Consider the following 17332-nt stretch of genomic DNA (forward strand, 5'->3'; position numbering starts at 1 on the left):
TCCCGTCCGAGTCTCGTCTCTGATAATCTGATCTCAACAGTGAAGTACCACTGTCGAACAGCCACGAGTGTCGGGGTGACCCGGCGTGTGGAGGGGGGTCACACGCCGCGGCCGTCGACCCGACAGACACACCGTCCGGTCCGCCGGAGCCCACGGCCCGCGGCGACACAGTTCACGTCTGAGTGGGCTGTGTCGTCGACTCCTCTTCGTCCTCGCGGAGCCGTTCGACGAGGTCGTTGACGAGAATCACGTCCCCGACCGCCCGGACCCAGCGGTACGGCACCATCACGCCCTCCGTCGCTCCGACCCGCCCGGCGAACAGTTCCTCGTTCAGTTCACCCAACGCGATGCCGGTGACGACCTCTTCGCCCAAGTCCAGCCGGACGTCCTCGACTTCACCGACGAAGACGCCGTTGTTCGAGTACACTTCACGGCCGACGAGCGACGTAATCTCCTGTGGTGCCCCGTCCGCGGTCATACTCCGACGGACGACACCCCGGCTCTTAAATCCAACCCAGCGCGGTCACGAGTGACGCCGCTCACTCCGCCGTGCGTCGTGGGGGGTGACTCCGGTCGCAGAGCGCAGTTTTCTACACGGCAGTCGGTGGCGTAGCCGACGGGTGTTGCCGAAAGTGGGACCCGTCAGTTGCTACTTCTACGGGGGCGTCCGAACGTCGGGACGTACAATGTTGTCGGTCTCCGGAATCGGGAAGCAGTACGACGGCAGTATCTGGGGGGTTCGGGACGTGACGCTCGATCTCGACGCGGGGATCCACGGGCTGCTCGGACCGAACGGCGCGGGGAAGTCGACGCTCCTCCGGATGCTCACGACCGTGACGGAGCCGACGGAAGGCGACATCACCTGGGACGGGACGGACGTGGTCGACAGTCCGATGCCACTGCGGCGTTCGCTCGGCTACCTCCCGCAGGACTTCGGCGTCTACCCCGACCTGACGCTCGAAGAGTTCCTGGAGTACGTCGGCGCGCTGCGGTCGATGGACGGGGAGAGCGTCGACGCGCGAATCGAGGAACTCCTGGAACTGACGAACCTCGCCGACGTGCGCGACCGGAGACTCGACGGGTTCTCCGGCGGAATGCGCCAGCGCGCCGGCATCGCGCAGGCGTTGCTCAACGACCCGGAGCTGCTCGTGTTAGACGAGCCGACCGTCGGCCTGGACCCGGAAGAACGGGTGCGGTTCCGGAACGTCGTGTCGGAGCTGGCCACGGACCGTGTCGTGATCCTCTCGACACACATCGTCCCGGACATCGAGGCGACCGCGAGCCGGATCGCGTTGCTGAACGGCGGTCGTCTGGTCGACCACACGGACCCGGAGCGCCTGATCGAGCGCGTCGAGGGGAACGTCTACGAGTACAACGTCCCCGCCGACGAGCTGACGCGCGTCCGGTCGGAGTACGCCGTCTCCGGGACGGTCCAACGCTCCGACGGCGTCGAGGTGCGGGTGATCGCGGAGTCACCCCCGGCGGAGGCCGCCACCCCGGCCCGACCGACCCTGGAGGACGCCTACCTCTGGCGGCTCGACGGAGGGGTGCGGTAGATGTCGACTCTCCGCTCGGTCTACCACATCGCTCGCGCAGACTACCTCCAGCGGACGCGGTCACGGCAGTTCCTGGCCGTCCTCGCGTTCGTCGTCTCCCTGGGGTACGTGGTGAGCGTCGGCGGACTGGAACTCGTGTACACGCGGGACCTGGGTGCGTTCGACTACGAGTTCTACTACGGTCGGTCGAACGCCGCCTGGGTCGGGACGGAGGCGGCGCTCGTCGGGACGTTCTTCGTCGCCTTCGGCGGCTTCTACGTGCTGAAGAACACGCTCGCCCGCGAGCGACGGACCGGGATGGACGAACTCCTCCCGTCGATGGCCGTGAGCGACCGGCTGTACCTCCTCGGGAAGTGGCTCAGTAACGTCGCCGTCGTGTGTACGATCCTCGTCGTGTTGGCCGCCGCGACGGTCGTGCTCCACGCGGTCAACGGCGTCGGGCAGACACAGATCGTCCCGCTGACGCTGCCGATCTTCCTGTTGGCCGTTCCGCTGGGCTGTCTCGTCGCCGGGGTGGCGTTGTTGTTCGAGACGATCGACCCGTTGTCCGGCAGCGCCGGCAACGCGGTGTACTTCCTCGGCACCGTCGTCGTCGCCAGTTGGGCGTACAGCGCGCCCGTCGCGGGCGGTGTCGTTCCGCCGGTCGTCGCGTACACGGAGCCGTTCGGCTACACCGCCGTCTACGCTGCGACACACGACACGCTCACCGGTGTCGTGCCGGCGTACGCCGGCGGCCCCCCAGTGTTCGGCCAGGTGTCCGGTGGGGAGGAGTTCACGTTCACCTGGACCGGCGGGGGGTGGCCGGGGTGGGTGTACCTCAAGTGGGCGTTGTTCGCCGTCGGTGGCGCCACGGTCGCCGCGGCCGGGACAGTCACCTTCGACCGGTTCACCGCCGGCGAACGGGGCTCGGTCCTCCGGTCGCTCCTCCCGGTCGGCGACTCGGCGGACACGGAGACGGACGAGTCGTCGGACGCGACCGTTCCTGGGGGTGGGGAGCCGGCCGGAGACACGGACGTGACGACGCTCGTCGAGTCGCTCACGCCCGTCCGGAGCCGGAACGGCGGCGGGCTCGGGCGGCTCCTAGTCGCCGAGGCGCGGATCGCGCTCCTCGGCCGTCGTCGGGTGTGGTACCTCGGCGCCGTGTCGTTGTTCCTGTTCGGTGTTCTGGCCGACGGTCTCCGCGGGCTCGTCGCTCCGGTTGCGATCCTGTGGCCGGTGTTCCTGCTGTCGGAGACGGGGGTCCGGACGCGCCGACACCAGACCCGCGAGTTGGTCGTCTCCTCGTCACACCCGGTCGGACAGCTCGCGGCCGAGTGGGCCGTCGGGGCCGGGGTGTTGGCGTCGTTGCTCGCCCCGGCCAGGCTGCCGGCCGCCGCCGGCGGCGACACGCTCGCGCTGCTCGGGTTCGTCGCCACGGTGGCGTTCGTCCCGTCGTTCGCGCTGGCGCTGGGGTCGTACACCGGCTCGACCCGGGCGTTCGAGGCGTCGTACCTCGCGCTGTGGTACGTGGGCCCGGTCAACGGCGCCACCGCCGTGGACTTCGCCGCGAGCACGGACGGGGTGACGCCGGCGACGCTGCTCGGGTTCACGGCCGTCGGGGTGGCGTTGCTCGGCGCCGCGCTGCTGGGCCGCTCGCGGTTCCTCCGGTGACGGCCGGCCGTAGACTCCACCCGACCCGGTCACTTATTCCGCCCCTCGGCGTTAGGCCTGCGCATGACGACGAACCCACAGTCGGGCCGCGGGGAGGTGCCGGGGGGTGACTCTGGCGCCGCTGGCGACTCTACCGCCGCTGGCGACTCTACCCCCACCGGCGACTCTACCCCCACCGGCGACTCTGGCGCCGCTGGCGACCCTACCGCCGGCGAGGTCGCCCGGCCGGGGCTGTTGAACGACCTCGAGAGTCGCGTCGAGGGGGCCGTCAGGTTCGACACCTACACCCGGTCGTTGTACGCGACGGACGCCTCCGCGTACCACGAGACGCCGGTCGGGGTGGTCCTGCCGGCGTCGACGGCGGACGTGGCCGCGGTCGTCTCCTACTGTGCCGACCGCGGGGTTCCGGTGTTGCCTCGAGGCGGCGGCACCTCGCTGGCGGGCCAGACGGTCAACGAGGCGGTCGTCTTGGACTTCACACGGCACCTCGACGACGTCGTCTCCGTCGACCCGGACGGGCGGACGGCGACGGTCGAGGCCGGCTGTCTCCTGGGGTCGCTGAACGAACGGCTGGAGCCGCACGGGCTGAAGTTCGCCCCCGATCCGGCGTGGGGTGACAAGTCCGCTATCGGCGGCGCCGTCGGCAACAACTCCACCGGCGCCCACTCGCTCGTGTACGGGAAGACGGACCACTACGTGGAGTCGGCGGAGGTCGTCCTCGCGGACGGCAGCGTCACCGAGCTCGGCGAGGTCTCGGTCGCCGAGCTACGCGAGCGGGCGGACCCGGACGGCGGCACGTTGGACCGGGTCGCGGCCGAGGTCGTCGGGGTTCTGGACGACGACCGTGACGCCGTCCGGGAGCGGTTCCCCGCGCTCAAACGGAACGTCTCCGGCTACAACCTGGACCGACTCGTCGCCGAGGCCGACGGGGAGTACGGCGAGCCCGGGACGGTCAACCTCGCCCGGCTGCTGGCCGGCAGCGAGGGGACGCTGGGAGTCGTGACGGCGGTGACGGTGTCGTTGGAGCCGATTCCGGAGACGAAGGCGGTCGGGCTGCTCACGTACGACTCTCTCTCCGAGGCGATGGCCGACGTGGCACCGATCCTCGACCACGACCCCGCGGCGGTGGAGGTGATGGACGACGTGTTGTTGGACCTGGCGCGCGACACCCCGGAGTTCGCGGACGTGGTCGGACTGCTCCCGGACGGGACCGACGCGGTGTTGCTCGTGGAGTTCTACGCCGAAAGCGACGAGGAGGGTCGCCGGAAGGTCGCCGGGCTGCTCTCCGACCGCGTGCCGTCCGTCTCCCCGTCCGCGACACCGCCCGCGGACACCCCCGACGGCGGGGACACGCGGGCGCTGGACGCGTTGGAGGCCCACGACGCCGACCGCCGGGCGACGTTCTGGAAGATGCGCAAGTCCGGGCTGCCGATCCTGCTCGGGCGCACGAGCGACGCCAAACACATCTCCTTCATCGAGGACTGTGCGGTGCCGCCGGAACACCTCCCCCGGTACGTCGAAGGGTTCGAGGAGATCCTAGACGACACCGGGACGTTCGCCTCCTTCTACGCCCACGCCGGTCCGGGCGTGCTCCACGTCCGACCGCTGATCGACACGAAGACGGTCGAGGGAGTCGAGCAACTGCGGGAGATCGCCGACCGAGTGACGGACCTGGTGGTGTCGCTGGGCGGGGCCGTCTCCGGCGAGCACGGCGACGGCCGCGCCCGGACGGCGTGGAACCGGAAGCTGTACGGCGACCGGTTGTTCGAGCGGTTCCGATCGCTCAAGTCGGCGTTCGACCCCGAGTGGCTGTTGAACCCCGGCACCGTCTGTGGCGACCACGACCCGACGGAGAACCTCCGGTTCGACCCCGACTACGAGTTCGACGCCGGGTTCGAGCCGGAGTTGGCCTGGGAGACCGACAACGGGTTCCAGGGGATGGCGGAGCTGTGTCACGGCTGTGGCGGCTGTCGCGGAGAGCAGTCCACCACCGGCGGCGTGATGTGTCCGACGTACCGCGCCGTCGACGAGGAGATCCAGTCCACCCGCGGCCGGGCGAACGCGCTCCGAGAGGCGATGAGCGGCGAACTCCCGGCGGACCCGTTCGGCGAGGAGTTCCGCAGCGAGGTGTTGGACCTCTGTGTCGGCTGCAAGGGCTGTAAGATGGACTGCCCCAGCGGCGTCGACATGGCGAAGATGAAGGCGGAGGTGTTGCACGAACACCACGAGCGCGACGCCGACGACCGCGGGCTCAGGCGGTTCCTGGACCCGAGTGTGCTCCGGGACCTGACGTTCGCCAACGTCAACGGAGTGTCGCGGCTGGGCAGTGCGCTCGCCCCGCTCTCGAATCTCGCCGGCGACCTCCCGGTGGTGTCGAATCTCGGCAAGCGACTGCTGGGCGTGGCGACGGAACGCGACCTCCCGACGTTCCGGCGGGAGACGCTCCGGGACTGGTTCGACGCCCGCGACGGGTCGATCCCCGCCGAAGACGCCGACCGCACCGCGGTGCTCGTCCCGGACACGTACACCAACTACACCCGCCCGGCGGCTGGACGAGCGGCGGTACGGCTGTTGGAGGCCGCCGACGTGCGAGTCGAACTCGCCGAGACGGAAGACACCGGTCGGGCGGCCCACTCGCTTGGGTTCCTCGACCGCGCCCGCGAACGGAGTCGGGCGGCGATCGACGAGCTGTCGCCCGCGATCGCCGACGGGGCGGACGTCGTGGTCGTCGAGCCCAGCGAGGCGGTGATGCTCCAGTCCGACCTGTTGGATCTCCACGGCTCCGGCGGGCAGGCGGGGACCGTCGCGGACAACAGCTACGGGTTGTTGGAGTACGTCGACACGTTCCGGTTGGACGACCGGCTCGCCTTCGACGCCCCCGACGAGTCGCTCGTCTACCACGGCCACTGTCACCAGAAGGCGACCGCGAAGGACCACCACGCCGTCGGCGTCCTCCGCCGAGCGGGCTACGGTGTCGACCCGCTCGACTCGACGTGTTGCGGTATGGCCGGCTCGTTCGGCTACGAGGCGGAACACTACGACCTGAGCCAGGGGGTCGCGGACATCCTGGTGGAACAGGCAGACGACAGCGACGGCGACGTGCTCACCGCGCCCGGCGGCTCCTGTCGGACACAGTTGGGCGACCGCGAGGAGACGGACGCCACCCCGCCCCACCCCGTCGAGAAGGTCGCCGACGCGCTCGCGGAGTAGGTCGTCGGCGCGTTCGTCTGAGTCGTCGCGTCACACCTCGTCGTGTGCCCGTTCGACGGCAGCGACGGCCCGCTCCGCGTCCGGGTAGCCCGCCAGGTGACTGTCACAGTCGCAGTCGGAGGCGCCGAAGCCGGCGACCGGCCCGTCGACGAGCGCGCGGGCGACCGCACACTCCGCGTCGCGGTCTGGGAGCCGTCGGACGGCGTGCAGCTCCGTTGCGGGGTGGCCGCCGAGGTGGTCGACGTGCCAGTGGCGCACGTCGTGCTCGCCGGCCGCGACCCGTTCGTGGCGATCCACCCGCGAGAAGCCGCCGCTCCCCAGCGCGCTGCCGGTGTAGGCGTACGCCCCCGCGGGGAGTCGGTGCTCGCCGAGCGCGCCGACCGCGACCGTCGCCGGCGCCGAGAGTCGGTACACGATGGTGTAGGTGCCGCCGGTCACGGACGCGCTTCGGGCGCTGGCGACACCTTCGTTGCGGTCCGTCGCCCCAGAGTCGACAGGGCTACCCCCGACACGCGCCGAGATGGGTCGTGAACCACGATCGAATCCACTCGCGGCCGCCACAACAGGACCCCGAACGGTGGCGCGAGGGTGTGATCCGCTCGCTCACCGAGCGCGACGGGCACGCGGTGTTCGTCGTCGCGCCGGTGGAGGGCGCTGAAGACGGGGCGGAGGCGGACGATGCGGAGTCGGTGGCGGACGGCGAGCGGGAGACCGTCGAACTGACCGTCACGACCGCGGTGCGGGACCTCGCTGTGGGTCGGCTGGAGATCGACGAGGGGGAGTCGCCGGTGGGTGAACATGTGTGGTTCCGGGAGCGTGGGGGGTGAGGCGGGGCTGCGGGCGTCTCGACACGGACTGACGACAAGGGGCGGATCTGTGCACACAGATTTAACTATATTGTCGAGAAACACCGCCGCATGGCCGGTGAACTCTCCGACCAGATTCGAGAAATCGCCGAAGCGCGCGACGTGCCCGAGTCCGAGGTGTTCGAGCGGGCGCTCGAACGCGGACTGCGGGACCTCTGGGAGGATCTCGTTCTCGGGCAGTACTTCGACGGTGAACTCGACCGCGAGGAGGCTGTCGAACGTGTCGGGTTGTCGAAAGTCGAGCGAGCCGAACGGGAGTGTGCTGCTGTCGAGGCAGATTTCGAGTGGGGGCTGGACGCATGACGCTCTCTCCGACCACTGTCAGGTCGCCCGGGTGGCGAAGCTTCTTGTGTGATACGGGTGTATCACGCAGTGTGAGCACAGACAGCGACACTGGCGGCGACGGGGAGATGGAGAAGATCAACGTACGGGTTCCGCAGGCGCTGCTGGCCGAGATCGACAGCGTGTGGGAGGAACGCGGGTACGCGAACAAATCCGAGTTCATCCGCGACGCGCTCCGTGACGCAGTCGACCCGCCGACGGAACTCTCTGCGGAGGCGCTCCAGCACCTCGCCGAGAGCCGCGAGCAACGCGAAGAGGGTGAGACGGTCTCGCAGGCAGACCTGAAAGGTCGACTGGACTCCGACGACTGAATCGGAAAACTCGGACGACCCACTGCACAGTCCAACCTCGTTACCTCTGCTTGACATTTCACGTCCCCACGACTCAACACTAGTCCACTCCACCGTAACATTTACTAGCCGTAGTCACCTTACCCGAATCACGACGCTGTGGTGCACGCCGTGGAAAACGGCAGGGCGTCCATAGCGCCCTACCACCGCAGTGTCGTGACCGCTCACGACATGTGTCCGAACGATACACCGTCAGTAAAGCCTGACGGAACGACAGACGCAGCGACGCTCGCGGCAGATTACGAGCAGTACCGACTGGATCTGGAGGAGCTTCCACTCCCGAGCTACCGCGCCGAGGAGCTCCGCTCGCGGATCGGCGTGGTGCGGGAGGCGCTCGCGGCGGAGGGGGTGGCTTCGGCGGGCCAGCTCCAACACCTCCTGCGGGTGGTGACGGAGGCGCTGGCGGACGTGCGCGCGGCGCAGGTCGTCGCCGCGCCGGCCGAGCACAGCGCAGCGAACGCTCTCCCCGGGTTCGAGGAGACCGGGAGGGCCTACGAGATCACGGCGACCGAGCGACGGACCGCGACGAACGTCCTGATCGAGCTCCTCTTTACCGTCGTCGAGACGCCCACCTACGCCGACAGACGCGCCGGTCACGCCGACGGCGACGACTCTGCCGCCACAGACGACGGCGTGCCGGCAGCCGAGGACACGTCGGCAGTCGAAGACACGCCGGCAGACGACGCCACCGGCTCCGGCTCCGACCACACCGACGCCGAGCGGGGTGCCAGCGTCGGGAGCCACGCCGGGCCGGAGTAGTCGGCTTCACTGTCTTTTTTCCAGCTTGTGGCTCACTCGACCGTTCGATCACTCGATCACCCGATCACGTCGCGCGCGACGCGCCGAGCGTCGGGTCGGAGGTGAGTTCGACGGTCGGTCGAGGGGTGGGCTCAGTAGTGGCCCATCACGCCGCGTCGTCTGGCGGCACGGACGGCGACGGCGAAGGCGACACCGCCGGCGAGGGGGAAGCCGACAGCCTTGACGACGAGCACACCGAGCGCGACCGGCGGGAGCCCGGCGAGTCCGACACCCTCGCTCATCGCGGTCGTGAGGAGACGGCTCCCGAGGTTCAGTGGGATGGCCCACGTCAACACCGATCCGCGGGCGGCGATTCCGACGAGCAACAGGAACTGGACGAGCAAGAACACCTGACTGATCCGTTTGTACACGAGCGCCAGCCCGCCGAAGGCGAGTCCCATCCCGGCGACCGGGAGCAGCGTGAGGACGACCAACGGAACGACGGTGAGCGGGTCGAAGGCGAGACTGATCCCGGCAGTGAGCGTCATCGCCGCCAACAGGAGGAGGCTCGTGAGAAATCCGAACAGGACGCTGCTGGCAACCTCGACGCCGACGACCCGCCGGAACGGGTGTGGGCTGGCGTACAGCTGTTCGAGCGTTCCCCAGGAGGCTTCGGTGCTGATGGTGTTCGCCGGTCCCTGAAACGCGCTGAACGACAGCGACCAGAGGAAGAAGCCGACGATCAGACCCGCGAGACTCTCGCCGAGCGTCGTCGGCGCGACCGCTCGGCCGCCGAACACGAGCAGGAGGAACATCACGTAGCTGGTCGCAACGTTCGAGACCGTGTTGATCCAGTAGCGTTTGAGCAACACGAGCTGTTTTCCGAAGATCACGCGGACCATCGCGTAGGTCGCGTCGGTCACGCCGGCTCACCCCCGAGGCGGTCGCCCGCGGTGATGTCGAGAAACACGTCCGCGAGATCCGGTTCGACGGTCTCGATCGACTCGACAGTCGCGTCGAGATCTCTCAGTCTCCCGGTGAGTGTGTGGAACGCGTCCGGGTCGTCCAGTTCCACTCGAACGACACTGTCGTGCCACGTCGTCGTCAGCGCCTCGGTTGCGAGCCGACCCCGGACGCGGCTCGGGTCTGCGACCGTGACGCGGTACACCTGTCGTCGGAACAGATCCAACAACGCCGTGACACTGTCGTCGGCGATGACTCGCCCGCCGTCGAGGACGATCACCCGATCACAGACCTCGCGGATCGTGTCCATGTCGTGACTCGACACCACGATAGCCCGGTCGTCCTCGTTCGCGAGCCGCGGGAGTTCGGCCCGGAGATCGCGTTTCGCCTCGACGTCCAGCCCCAGCGTGGGTTCGTCGAGAAAGACCAACGGCGTCTCACGGACGAGCGTGCAGGCGAGACTCAGTTTCTGTTTCATCCCTCTGGAGAGTTCTCTGGCGGGCGTGTCGGCCTTCGCCGTCAGATCCAGTCGCTCCAACAGTCGGTCGTGATGGTCACGTGCGGTGTTCGGGTGGACACCGCCCAAGCCAGTGAAGAATCGCAGATTCTCTCGAACCGTCAGCCGCCAGTACACGTTGCGTGCCCCTTCCAACGTGCCGGCGACCAGTTCGTACGTCGCGGACGACCCAGCCGTCGGGTCGACGTCGCCGACCCGTAACGTGCCGTCCGTCGGCTCGATCAGTCCCATCACACACTTGATCGTCGTCGTCTTCCCTGCGCCGTTCGGGCCGAGCAGTCCGACTATCTCTCCGGAATCGACGGTGAACGACACGTCGTCGACCGCCCGCACCGAGTCGTCGTACTCCTTGACGAGCCCGTCGACGGTCAGAATCGGTGTCTGATCTGACATCGAACTACCGATACACCCGGCGGCGGATAACGTCTCGTAGAACCGCGTTCCAGTAGATTATTTGACACTAGTCCGACGAGGCTTTCGGTCGACGGCACCTGGCGGCCGCATGGTCGACGAGACAGAACGGTTCGAACTGCTCGCAGACGAGACGCGGCTGTCGATCATGCGGGTGTTGGCGGACGAGCGGCGTGTGAACTGGGAGCGGCAGGGGATGGGGTTCACACAGCTCCGTCGGGCAGTGGGTGCCACGGACGGGGGGCGGTTCAACTACCACCTCGACCGGCTGGTGGGGACGTTCGTCGAGCACCGAGACGAGACGTACTACCTGACAGACGCAGGGTTGGAGGTTGTCGACGCGGTGCTCGCCGGCGCGTACGGCCAGGAGGGCGACCAGACGAGTGAGACGGTAGCGATGCAGTGTGACTGTGGACGGCAGCTCACCGTCGTACACGAGGAGATGACGTTCCGACTCCAGTGTCCCGACCACGGGGTCCTGTTCGGAACGACACTTCCGGCGGCGGCGAGCTCCGATCGAGCCGCGGAGACAGTAGCGGTAGTCGGGATAACCGACATGCGACAGGATATGGAGTGGGCACGGATGGGCGTGTGTTTCCGTTGTTGGGGGACGATGGTGGGAGAGCTTGCGGCGACGCTTCCGGAGACGCACCCTGCGACCGGCGACCCGCTGCCCGACTCGCACGAGACCGACGGTCCGGTTACCGTGTTCGGCTGTGATCGGTGTGAGACGGTGTTCTGGACGCCGCCGTCGGGGGCACTGTGGGGACATCCGGCGGTCACCGCGTTCAGTCACGACCACGGGCTGACCGACCCGTTGGACGTTCCTGCCCACGAGACGACGGTCACCTCGACCGATCCGTTCTCGGCCACGGTAACGTTCACGCCCCCCGACGACGCCACGACACTCCAAGTGCAGCTAGACGAGACAGCGAGTATCGTCGATGTCGAGAGAAGTAGTTCTCCACCTCTCGGGAGTGAGTGACCGACGACACGGCCCACAGACGTATTGGCCTCGCCGTCTAAGTTGTCGAGATGGCAACTGGTGACGCGACGGCGGCCGACACCGGCACCGACACCGTGACGGGGGCGCGTGGAACGCGGCTCAGACTCTGGAACGCCGTGATGGCCGTGCTCCACGCGGGCCAGGGCGTAGCGATGGTGGCGCTCGCGGGGAGCGTGCTCTGGCCCGTGACGCGCACGCGGTACGGGTTCGATCCGGCGACGGAGTCGATCGCCCCCGAGACGGTGTCGTTCGTCGACGCCAACCTCCCCCTGCTCGTCGCGGGGTTCCTGTTCGTCTCGGCGATCGCCCACACCGTCGTCTCGACGGTCAGGTACGACAGCTACGTCGACTACCTCGACAGGGGGTTGAACCCGTACCGGTGGTACGAGTACTCAGTCAGCGCGTCGCTGATGATCGTCGTCATCGGGATGTTGGCCGGCGTGTGGGACCTGGGGTCGCTCCTGGCCATGTTCGGACTGGTCGCCGTGATGAACCTCTCTGGGCTCCTGATGGAGCAACGCAACGAGTCGCGGACGGAGACGGACTGGACGCCGTTCTGGGTGGGCTGTCTCGCGGGCGTCGTCCCGTGGCTCGTGATCGGTGTCACGTTCGTCGGCAGCGTCACCGCCAGCGACGGGCAGTTCCCGACGTTCGTGATCTACATCTACGCCTCCATCTTCGCGTTCTTCAACCTCTTCACGTTCAACATGGCGCTGCAGTACCTGGAGGTCGGCCCGTGGCGCGAGTACCTCTTCGGCGAGAAGGTGTACGTCCTGTTGAGCCTCGTCGCCAAGTCCGTGCTCGCGTGGCAGGTGTACTTCGGGACGATCAACTCCCCGATCTGAGCGGGAGACCTTTCTTCTGTGATACGGACGTATCACGCGGCGTGAGTACCGACAGCGACATCGGAAGGGACAGAGAGATGGAGAAGATCGACATCCGGGTTCCGCAGGCGTTGCTGGCCGAGATCGACAGCGTGTGGGAGGAACGCGGGTACGCGAACAAATCCGAGTTCATCCGCGACGCGCTCCGCGACGCAGTCGACCCGCCGACGGAACTCTCTGCGGAGGCGCTCCAGCAGCTCGCCGAGAGCCGCGAGCAACGCGAAGACGGCGAGACGGTCTCGCAGGCAGACGTGAAGGATCGACTCGGTCTCGATGACTGAATCGAAGAGTTCGAGTCACCCACTGCACAGTCCAACCTCGTTACCTCTGTTTGACATTTCACGACTCGCGGCTCAACACTAGTCTGCCTCACCGTAACATTTACTAGCCGTAGTCACCTTACCTCAATCACGACGCTGTGGTGCACGCCGTGGAAAACGGCAGGGCGTCAGGAGCGCCCTACCACCGCAGCGTCGTGGTGGCCCACGACATGTGTTCGAACGATGCACCGTCAGTAAAGCCTGACGGAACGACAGACGCAGCGACGCTCGCGGCAGATTACGAGCAGTACCGACTGGATCTGGAGGAGCTTCCGCTCCCGAGCTACCGTGCCGAGGAGCTCCGCTCGCGGATCGGCGTGGTGCGGGAGGCGCTCGCGGCGGAGGGAGTGGCCTCCGCGGGCCAGCTCCAACACCTCCTGCGGGTGGTGACGGAGGCGCTGGCGGACGTGCGCGCCGCGCAGGTCGTCGCCGCGCCGGTCGACCGGGACGTGGCGAACGCCCTTCCCGGGTTCGAGGAGACCGGCAGAGCCTACGAGATCACGGCGACCGAGCAACGGACGGCGACGAACATCCTGATCGAGCTCCTGTTCACCGTCGTCGAGACGCCCACCTACGCCGACAGGCGCGCCGGTTGCGCCGACGCAGACGCCGACAGACACGCTGGAGTCGACACCGACACCGACACCGACGCAGACGCCAGAGCCGACATCGACGCCGGGAGACACACCGGAGTCGACGCTAACGCCGGACCGGAGTAACGGCCGAGGCTGCGCTCGCTCTTTTTAAATCCCTCGACGGCCCACCGCAGATGTACTTCTCTCGCCGTCTGCGCTGTCAAAATGGCGACTGGTGATGCGACGGCGACCGACACCGCGACGCGGGCATGCGGCACGGCTCAGACTCTGGAACGCCGTCTCCACGCCCGATCTGTCTCGGGAGAGCCGACCGACTCCCCACGCGGATCCATCCGGATCGTGCCCGATGGCACTCTCGCCCGGCTCGGTTCCGGCTCGGTCGCCACTCCTACCCGTGATGGTGCCGAAGTAATCGATCTTCTCTTCGTCTGCCCCACCCCGCGCTATCGTGTCTTCGACGAGCCATCCGACCGACGACTCACCGTGTGGGCGTACAGTTTACGACATTGCTACCATCTCGCCTTGGACGAACGTTCCCTCGGAGCAGTTCGGGCACTCGTCGCCCACTAGTTCGTCCTGTGTCTTCACTCGCTCACTGTTACACTCCGGACACTGGCGCTCGTCGCGCTTTGTATCCAGCTCGAACTGAGAGAGACAGTCGAGACAGACGGAGTAGGAGTTGAAGCCGGTCCGCTTGCTCTGTTTTTGGTCGGATGAATCCTCACCCAAGACCCGCCTGACGGTGTGATGTTCACTGGGATGCGGGCACGTAACTCGCTCGTATCCGTCGGCGTCGACTTCGTCCGTCGGCGTTCCACAACCGACACAGAAGTCTTCGATTTCGTTTACCCTTTCACCGCACTCTGAACAGATCTTCGCTTGTACGTACATGTACCCTCCCCACCCATCGGACATGGTGAAATCACACGTATTGCAGTGGTACTCGTGAATCGCGGGCATACCTACTCTGTACTATTCATGTCATTTAAACCATTGGGGTGTCTCTAAACTAACAGTATGTCTTCTGGGTCGGACTGGCCGACTTTTCAGGCGGACTCCGCGCGCACAGGTCACCACCCTCATCAGCAGGCACCCGAGGAGCCGATCGTGTGTCGGTGGACTCACGAAACTGTCGAAGAATCCGATATTAGTTCTGTGGGAACGGGCATCGGGTACGGCTCCGCATCCGTTGTCGACGGTAAGCTATACTTCTCCAACGGGTCCAGCGAGGTGTACGCACTCGACGCAGAAACTGGAGACGAGAGTTGGCGTTACCGTTCAGACGGTCGTGTGGTCTCGTCTTCGTCGCCGACGGTAACCGACGAAGCAGTTTTCGTCGGGATCGACGACGTTCTTCTGGCTTTGGACCCGGAGACAGGTGACGAGAAGTGGTCGGCAGCCACAGAAGGTGGGTCCATCGAGTGCTCACCGACTCTAATTGACGGAAACGTCGTCGTTCGGGCCGAGAAGGTGTACGCACGAGACACTGTGACGGGGGCTGTCGACTGGAGCGTGGAGATCGGTAACGACAGTCACACGCCACCAGTTGCCGGAGACGAGACCGTATACCTCGCAGGTGATGACTCTATCCACGCGATACGTACGGAAGACGGATCGAGAAGCTGGTCTGTCGATGTAGAGTGCGCTTGGAAGTCGACTCCAACCGTCAGTGAGGATCACGTCTTTGTCGTAGGGGAAGACGAGGAGTTACACGCACTTCGAGCAGATACCGGTTCGGAGACGTGGAGCGTGGAGATCGGAGAGGTGATGCGCACTTCTCCCGCAGTCGCCAACGGGACTATCTTTATTTCCCGGTCGGAGTGGACGAGTAACGAGCTGTACGCCATCGATACTGACAGTGGCGAGGTAGAGTGGAGGTTCAGCGACTCGTCGGAGCCGTTCTCGTCGGCCGCTGTGGTGGGCGAGACGGTTCTGGTCGGTCAGGGTGGACGACTGTACGCAGTCGATGCCGTAACGGGACGAGAAGAGTGGTCGGTCGAACTGCGCGGGTCGGTTTCGTTACCAGCAGTGGCAGATGAAACAGTGTTCGTCGAGAGCAACGACCGGTATCTGTATGCACTCGAGACGGGATCGAGAGCAGAGTCGTAGTCGTTCACGACAACACGTTTCGGGGAGAGCGAAGCGCGGTTCCAGATTGCGCGCCTGGCACTTACCGCGGGAGGATCGACTCCTCGCCCCGAGTGATCCGTGGCTTCCCTCCCGTCCATCTCACCGCGACTCGCGGCGACGCCCGCTCACAGATCGTCCAACGGGCCGAAGTCGTCGACCGGCAGGACGCTGTAGTCGACGGTGAGGGTGTCGCGGGTGGCTCGCACCTTGCCGACGAACGTGGAGATCTCCTCTAAGTCGCCTTCGAGCACGAACAGCTCCATGCAGTGGTGGCCGCCGACGTGGCTGTGGAAGTTCGACACGACGGTGCCCTCGTGATCGTGGCGGAGTCGCATCATCTTCTCCTCGACGGTCGTGGTCTCGTAGTCGAACACGACCGTGACGACGCCCATCAGCTCGCGGTCCTCCAGCCGGCGGTCCTCGAACTCGCCGAGGAGGTTGCGGCCGGCCTCCCGGATCACCTCGCTGCGACCGGTGTAGCCGTGTTCCTCCGAGAACTCGTCGATCCGTTCGAGCAACTCCTCCGGCATCGAGACGCTGACGACGGTCATGTAACAACTCAGACGCCGAGAGTTGTTAAGGATTTACCTCAGCTCGGCGAGACGGGAGCGGAGGTCGTCCCGGGACAGGACGCCTCGGTGGGTGTCGACCACGGCCCCCTCGCTGTCGGCGAACGCCAGGAACGGGAGACCGGTGGCGCCGAAGGTGGTCAAGACCTCGCTACCGGGGTCGAGTCCGAGCGTCCAGCCGCCGTCGTGTTCGGCCCACCAGTCGACGATGTCCGCCCGCGAGAGGCTCCCGCCCGGGCGTTCGTTCGTGACGGAGACGAACGCGGTCTCGGGGAAGTCGTCGCGGACGGCCGCCAGTTCGGCGACCTGTTCGTCACACGGCGCACACCAGGTGGCGAACAGGTCCACCACCGTCGGCTGGCCGGGAACGGGGACGAGCGTCTCGCCGGCCGACGAGCCGGAAGCGTCCAGCGTCTCCACCCGCAGCGGGAGGCCGTCGTCGGTCGCGCCGCCGCGGCGGGCGACCCAGACGGCGCCGCCGGCGAGCCCCAGCCCGCCGACCGCCGCCAGCGCCTGGCGGCGTGTCACCGCTCGGTCGTCGCTCACACCCCGATCACCGTCTCCAGGTCGGCTGCGAGCTCGTCTTCGGCCGGGGACTTCGTCCGGTAGGCTCGTTCGACGTAGCCGTCGGCGTTGACGAGCAGCGTCAGTGCGGCGTGTGCGAACATGTACTGATCCATGTTCTCGGGCTCCGTCCGCTCGAAGGTGACGCCGAACGCGTCGGTGACGACCGTCTCCGCGCGGTCGCGGGAGGCCGGCCGGAGGAACTCCCAGTTACCCGCCGACAGGTCGACGTTCATCTCCGCGGCGTACGCTCGGAGCCGTTCTGCGTCGTCGCGCGCCGGGTCGAACGTCGTCGGGAGGAACGTCACCCGGTCGCCGTAGCCCGACTGCGCGGCGCGCGCCTGGAGGTTCCGGAGCGCCGCCACCAACACCGGACACACTGTCCGACAGTGGCTGTAGAAGAAGGTGACGAACGAGGCCGTCTGTAGCTCGCGGACGGCCACCGGCCCGTCGGCCAGTGCCGCAGACACGCGCACGTCTGGGACGCGTTCCCCCCAGGCGGGGTACGGGAGGTCGGCGCTGTCGTACTCCCGGTCCGGCTCCGAGAGCGTCACGTCCGGGTTGCCGCCGCCGAGGCCGACGGCGCCGAGACAGCCGGACAGCCCGGTCGTCGCCGCCACGCCCGCGCCGCCGAGAAACGTCCGTCGTCGCATGCTCCCA

The 17332-nt window shown here is 67.0% G+C and carries 20 protein-coding genes; 12 read left to right on the forward strand and 8 right to left on the reverse strand.

What is annotated here, in order from left to right; all coding sequences use genetic code 11:
* Positions 1-172: 172 nt before the first annotated feature.
* A complete protein-coding gene (locus RYH79_RS06865) occupies positions 173-478 on the reverse strand; it encodes a PRC-barrel domain-containing protein (protein ID WP_370897520.1) in 306 nt (101 codons plus the stop codon).
* A gap of 208 nt (positions 479-686) precedes the next feature.
* Between RYH79_RS06865 and RYH79_RS06870 the strand changes: the two genes are divergently transcribed.
* The 3 genes from RYH79_RS06870 (at position 687) to RYH79_RS06880 (ending at position 6416) form a co-directional block, all read left to right on the forward strand.
* Entirely contained in the window at positions 687-1556 is an 870-nt protein-coding gene (locus RYH79_RS06870) for an ABC transporter ATP-binding protein (RefSeq protein WP_370897522.1), read from the forward strand.
* A complete protein-coding gene (locus RYH79_RS06875) occupies positions 1557-3206 on the forward strand; it encodes an ABC transporter permease (protein ID WP_370897524.1) in 1650 nt (549 codons plus the stop codon). It abuts the gene before it with no gap.
* Positions 3207-3269: 63 nt separating this feature from the next.
* The gene (locus tag RYH79_RS06880) at positions 3270-6416 is read left to right on the forward strand and encodes an FAD-binding and (Fe-S)-binding domain-containing protein (RefSeq protein ID WP_370897526.1); all 3147 of its coding nucleotides are present in this window, start codon (positions 3270-3272) and stop codon (positions 6414-6416) included.
* Between the two features lie 30 nt (positions 6417-6446).
* On the opposite strand, the gene RYH79_RS06885 is transcribed toward RYH79_RS06880, so the two are convergent.
* Positions 6447-6854 (reverse strand): GIY-YIG nuclease family protein, encoded by a 408-nt coding sequence (locus RYH79_RS06885; protein WP_370897528.1) that lies wholly within the window; start codon positions 6852-6854, stop codon positions 6447-6449.
* 89 nt (positions 6855-6943) lie between these two features.
* On the opposite strand from RYH79_RS06885, the gene RYH79_RS06890 reads away from it, so the two are divergent.
* The 4 genes from RYH79_RS06890 to RYH79_RS06905 all read left to right on the forward strand — a co-directional run bounded on the left by RYH79_RS06890 (position 6944) and on the right by RYH79_RS06905 (position 8733).
* The gene (locus tag RYH79_RS06890) at positions 6944-7243 is read left to right on the forward strand and encodes a DUF7861 family protein (protein WP_370897530.1); all 300 of its coding nucleotides are present in this window, start codon (positions 6944-6946) and stop codon (positions 7241-7243) included.
* 90 nt (positions 7244-7333) lie between these two features.
* Positions 7334-7585, forward strand: coding sequence for a hypothetical protein (locus RYH79_RS06895; RefSeq protein ID WP_370897532.1), 252 nt, complete (start codon positions 7334-7336; stop codon positions 7583-7585).
* Positions 7586-7656: 71 nt separating this feature from the next.
* Complete coding sequence (locus tag RYH79_RS06900; protein ID WP_370897534.1) at positions 7657-7935, forward strand: ribbon-helix-helix domain-containing protein; 279 nt, start codon at positions 7657-7659, stop codon at positions 7933-7935.
* A gap of 210 nt (positions 7936-8145) precedes the next feature.
* Positions 8146-8733 carry a hypothetical protein gene (locus RYH79_RS06905; RefSeq protein WP_370897536.1) on the forward strand — a complete coding sequence of 196 codons (588 nt, stop codon included), beginning with the start codon at positions 8146-8148 and terminating at the stop codon, positions 8731-8733.
* 131 nt (positions 8734-8864) lie between these two features.
* On the opposite strand, the gene RYH79_RS06910 is transcribed toward RYH79_RS06905, so the two are convergent.
* Positions 8865-9635, reverse strand: coding sequence for an ABC transporter permease (locus RYH79_RS06910; RefSeq protein ID WP_370897538.1), 771 nt, complete (start codon positions 9633-9635; stop codon positions 8865-8867).
* On the reverse strand, positions 9632-10585 hold the full coding sequence (locus tag RYH79_RS06915; protein ID WP_370897540.1) for an ABC transporter ATP-binding protein: 954 nt from the start codon (positions 10583-10585) through the stop codon (positions 9632-9634). Before RYH79_RS06915 ends, RYH79_RS06910 begins: the two co-directional genes overlap by 4 nt.
* Before the next feature lie 109 nt (positions 10586-10694).
* On the opposite strand from RYH79_RS06915, the gene RYH79_RS06920 reads away from it, so the two are divergent.
* The 4 genes from RYH79_RS06920 to RYH79_RS06935 all read left to right on the forward strand — a co-directional run bounded on the left by RYH79_RS06920 (position 10695) and on the right by RYH79_RS06935 (position 13532).
* Positions 10695-11588, forward strand: coding sequence for a winged helix-turn-helix domain-containing protein (locus tag RYH79_RS06920; protein ID WP_370897542.1), 894 nt, complete (start codon positions 10695-10697; stop codon positions 11586-11588).
* Positions 11589-11638: 50 nt separating this feature from the next.
* Positions 11639-12454, forward strand: a complete 816-nt coding sequence (gene heR, locus RYH79_RS06925; protein WP_370897544.1) for a heliorhodopsin HeR — start codon at positions 11639-11641, stop codon at positions 12452-12454.
* 41 nt (positions 12455-12495) lie between these two features.
* Positions 12496-12774: a CopG family ribbon-helix-helix protein gene (locus RYH79_RS06930; protein WP_370897546.1), complete on the forward strand. Its 279-nt coding sequence runs from the start codon at positions 12496-12498 to the stop codon at positions 12772-12774.
* 209 nt (positions 12775-12983) lie between these two features.
* Positions 12984-13532: a hypothetical protein gene (locus RYH79_RS06935; RefSeq protein ID WP_370897548.1), complete on the forward strand. Its 549-nt coding sequence runs from the start codon at positions 12984-12986 to the stop codon at positions 13530-13532.
* A 375-nt stretch (positions 13533-13907) separates the two neighbouring features.
* On the opposite strand, the gene RYH79_RS06940 is transcribed toward RYH79_RS06935, so the two are convergent.
* Positions 13908-14369, reverse strand: coding sequence for a hypothetical protein (locus RYH79_RS06940; protein ID WP_370897550.1), 462 nt, complete (start codon positions 14367-14369; stop codon positions 13908-13910).
* Positions 14370-14426: 57 nt separating this feature from the next.
* Here RYH79_RS06940 and RYH79_RS06945 point away from each other — a divergent pair, with 57 nt between their 5' ends.
* A complete protein-coding gene (locus RYH79_RS06945; protein WP_489753349.1) occupies positions 14427-15518 on the forward strand; it encodes an outer membrane protein assembly factor BamB family protein in 1092 nt (363 codons plus the stop codon).
* A 146-nt stretch (positions 15519-15664) separates the two neighbouring features.
* Here RYH79_RS06945 and nikR read toward each other — a convergent pair whose 3' ends face one another.
* From nikR to RYH79_RS06960, 3 genes are read right to left on the reverse strand one after another with little or no spacing between them, the layout of a single operon-like run.
* Positions 15665-16090, reverse strand: coding sequence for a nickel-responsive transcriptional regulator NikR (nikR, locus tag RYH79_RS06950; protein ID WP_370897554.1), 426 nt, complete (start codon positions 16088-16090; stop codon positions 15665-15667).
* Positions 16091-16123: 33 nt separating this feature from the next.
* Entirely contained in the window at positions 16124-16636 is a 513-nt protein-coding gene (locus RYH79_RS06955; protein WP_370900799.1) for a TlpA family protein disulfide reductase, read from the reverse strand.
* A gap of 14 nt (positions 16637-16650) precedes the next feature.
* Positions 16651-17325: an SCO family protein gene (locus RYH79_RS06960; RefSeq protein ID WP_370897556.1), complete on the reverse strand. Its 675-nt coding sequence runs from the start codon at positions 17323-17325 to the stop codon at positions 16651-16653.
* Positions 17326-17332: the final 7 nt, after the last annotated feature.

This window comes from Halobaculum sp. MBLA0143 (assembly GCF_041361465.1).
Taxonomy (GTDB): domain Archaea; phylum Halobacteriota; class Halobacteria; order Halobacteriales; family Haloferacaceae; genus JAHENP01.

What these genes read in the sequence shown, in the direction of transcription:
- RYH79_RS06865 (WP_370897520.1), bottom strand. Translation starts at nt 478, where the DNA reads ATGACCGCGGACGGGGCACCACAGGAGATTACGTCGCTCGTCGGCCGT.
- RYH79_RS06870 (WP_370897522.1), top strand. Translation starts at nt 687, where the DNA reads ATGTTGTCGGTCTCCGGAATCGGGAAGCAGTACGACGGCAGTATCTGG.
- RYH79_RS06875 (WP_370897524.1), top strand. Translation starts at nt 1,557, where the DNA reads ATGTCGACTCTCCGCTCGGTCTACCACATCGCTCGCGCAGACTACCTC.
- RYH79_RS06880 (WP_370897526.1), top strand. Translation starts at nt 3,270, where the DNA reads ATGACGACGAACCCACAGTCGGGCCGCGGGGAGGTGCCGGGGGGTGAC.
- RYH79_RS06895 (WP_370897532.1), top strand. Translation starts at nt 7,334, where the DNA reads ATGGCCGGTGAACTCTCCGACCAGATTCGAGAAATCGCCGAAGCGCGC.
- RYH79_RS06905 (WP_370897536.1), top strand. Translation starts at nt 8,146, where the DNA reads ATGTGTCCGAACGATACACCGTCAGTAAAGCCTGACGGAACGACAGAC.
- RYH79_RS06915 (WP_370897540.1), bottom strand. Translation starts at nt 10,585, where the DNA reads ATGTCAGATCAGACACCGATTCTGACCGTCGACGGGCTCGTCAAGGAG.
- RYH79_RS06920 (WP_370897542.1), top strand. Translation starts at nt 10,695, where the DNA reads ATGGTCGACGAGACAGAACGGTTCGAACTGCTCGCAGACGAGACGCGG.
- heR (WP_370897544.1), top strand. Translation starts at nt 11,639, where the DNA reads ATGGCAACTGGTGACGCGACGGCGGCCGACACCGGCACCGACACCGTG.
- RYH79_RS06935 (WP_370897548.1), top strand. Translation starts at nt 12,984, where the DNA reads ATGTGTTCGAACGATGCACCGTCAGTAAAGCCTGACGGAACGACAGAC.
- RYH79_RS06940 (WP_370897550.1), bottom strand. Translation starts at nt 14,369, where the DNA reads ATGCCCGCGATTCACGAGTACCACTGCAATACGTGTGATTTCACCATG.
- RYH79_RS06945 (WP_489753349.1), top strand. Translation starts at nt 14,427, where the DNA reads ATGTCTTCTGGGTCGGACTGGCCGACTTTTCAGGCGGACTCCGCGCGC.
- nikR (WP_370897554.1), bottom strand. Translation starts at nt 16,090, where the DNA reads ATGACCGTCGTCAGCGTCTCGATGCCGGAGGAGTTGCTCGAACGGATC.
- RYH79_RS06960 (WP_370897556.1), bottom strand. Translation starts at nt 17,325, where the DNA reads ATGCGACGACGGACGTTTCTCGGCGGCGCGGGCGTGGCGGCGACGACC.